The organism is Apilactobacillus apinorum (genome assembly GCF_001281175.1).
GTDB lineage: Bacteria > Bacillota > Bacilli > Lactobacillales > Lactobacillaceae > Apilactobacillus > Apilactobacillus apinorum.
In genome coordinates, this window is the sequence record NZ_KQ440397.1 from 1 (window position 1) to 2,402 (window position 2,402).

The window sequence follows — 2,402 nt, forward strand, 5'->3', positions numbered from 1 at the left end:
ACTTCCTACCCTCGCAGAGGGCGATCCCTCAACTACTCTTGGCGTTTAGAAGCTTAACTTCTGTGTTCGGCATGGGAACAGGTGTATCCTTCTAGCTATCGCCACCACACTATTTATCTGAAAGAACTTCGTTCTCTCAAAACTAGATATTATTTATTTCTTCCGATTACTACCTTACTTGGTTAAGTCCTCGACCAATTAGTACTAGTCCGCTCCATACATCACTGCACTTCCACTTCTAGCCTATCTACCTAATCATCTCTTAGGGGTCTTACTTCCATAAAGGAATGGGAAATTTCATCTTGAGGTCGGTTTCACACTTAGATGCTTTCAGCGTTTATCTCATCCATACATAGCTACCCAGCGATGCCCCTGGCGGGACAACTGGTACACCAGCGGTATGTCCATCTCGGTCCTCTCGTACTAGAGACAGCTCCCCTCAAATTTCCTACGCCCGCGACGGATAGGGACCGAACTGTCTCACGACGTTCTGAACCCAGCTCGCGTACCGCTTTAATGGGCGAACAGCCCAACCCTTGGGACCAACTACAGCCCCAGGATGCGATGAGCCGACATCGAGGTGCCAAACCTCCCCGTCGATGTGAACTCTTGGGGGAGATAAGCCTGTTATCCCCAGGGTAGCTTTTATCCGTTGAGCGATGGCCCTTCCATACGGTACCACCGGATCACTAAGCCCGACTTTCGTCCCTGCTCGACCTGTCTGTCTCGCAGTCAAGCTCCCTTTTGCCTTTACACTCGAAGAATGATTTCCAACCATTCTGAGGGAACCTTTGGGCGCCTCCGTTACTGTTTAGGAGGCGACCGCCCCAGTCAAACTGCCAATCAGACACTGTCTCCCACCACGATTAGTGGTGCGGGTTAGAGTGTTAGCACAGCGAGGGTAGTATCCCAACAATGCCTCCACCGAAACTAGCGTTCCGGTTTCCACGGCTCCTACCTATCCTGTACAAGCTATGTCAACACCCAATATCAAATTACAGTAAAGCTCCATGGGGTCTTTCCGTCCTGTCGCGGGTAACCTGCTTCTTCACAGGTATCTCAATTTCACCGAGTCTCTCGTTGAGACAGTGCTCAGATCGTTACGCCTTTCGTGCGGGTCGGAACTTACCCGACAAGGAATTTCGCTACCTTAGGACCGTTATAGTTACGGCCGCCGTTTACTGGGGCTTCGTTTCTGGGCTTCGCCGAAGCTAACTCATCCACTTAACCTTCCAGCACCGGGCAGGCGTCAGCCCCTATACTTCATCTTACGATTTTGCAGAAACCTGTGTTTTTGATAAACAGTCGCCTGAGCCTTTTCACTGCGGCTGCACTTGCGTGCAGCACCCCTTCTCCCGAAGTTACGGGGTCATTTTGCCGAGTTCCTTAACGAGAGTTCACTCGCTCACCTTAGGATACTCTCCTTGACTACCTGTGTCGGTTTGCGGTACGGGTAGTTAATTACTCACTAGAAGCTTTTCTCGGTAGCGTGACATGGCCTGCTTCCCTACTTTATTTCGGTCCTCATCACAGCTTGTCAACCCGGTTACAAGCATTTCACTCATAACCTGACTTACTGCTTGAACGCACATATCCAGCAGTGCGCTCAGGTTAGCCTTCTACGTCCCTCCATCGCTCAAACATAATTAACTAGTACAGGAATCTCAACCTGTTATCCATCGCCTACGCCTCTAGGCCTCGGCTTAGGTCCCGACTTACCCTGGGAGGACGAGCCTTCCCCAGGAAACCTTAGTCAATCGGTGGAATAGATTCTCACTATTCTTTCGCTACTCATACCGGCATTCTCACTTCTAAGCGCTCCAGCAGTCCTTACGGTCTACCTTCGTTGCCCTTAGAACGCTCTCCTATCACATGACTACGTCATGTCCACAATCTCGGTAATATGCTTAGCCCCGGTAAATTTTCGGCGCAGAATCACTCGACTAGTGAGCTATTACGCACTCTTTAAATGGTGGCTGCTTCTGAGCCAACATCCTAGTTGTCTATGCAACTCCACATCCTTTTCCACTCAGCATATATTTAGGGACCTTAATTGGTGGTCTGGGCTGTTCCCCTTTCGACGGTGGATCTTATCACTCATCGTCTGACTCCCGGACATATAAATCGATGGTATTCGGAGTTTATCTGAATTTAGTAACCCATGACGGGCCCCTCACCCAAACAGTGCTCTACCTCCATGATTCTAAGTCCGAGGCTAGCCCTAAAGCTATTTCGGAGAGAACCAGCTATCTCCAAGTTCGTTTGGAATTTCACCGCTACCCACATTTCATCCCAGCACTTTTCAACGTACACGGGTTCGGCCCTCCGGTGCGTTTTACCGCACTTTCAGCCTGAACATGGGTAGATCACCTGGTTTCGGGTCTATCCCAACATACTGTAAC

The 2,402-nt window shown here is 50.0% G+C and carries 2 rRNA genes; both read right to left on the reverse strand.

The features are described from left to right. A 5S ribosomal RNA gene (rrf, locus tag RZ74_RS06805) occupies window positions 1-109 on the reverse strand; the annotation flags it as partial. A 69-nt stretch (window positions 110-178) separates the two neighbouring features. Then, window positions 179-2,402 (reverse strand): 23S ribosomal RNA (locus RZ74_RS06810); the annotation flags it as partial.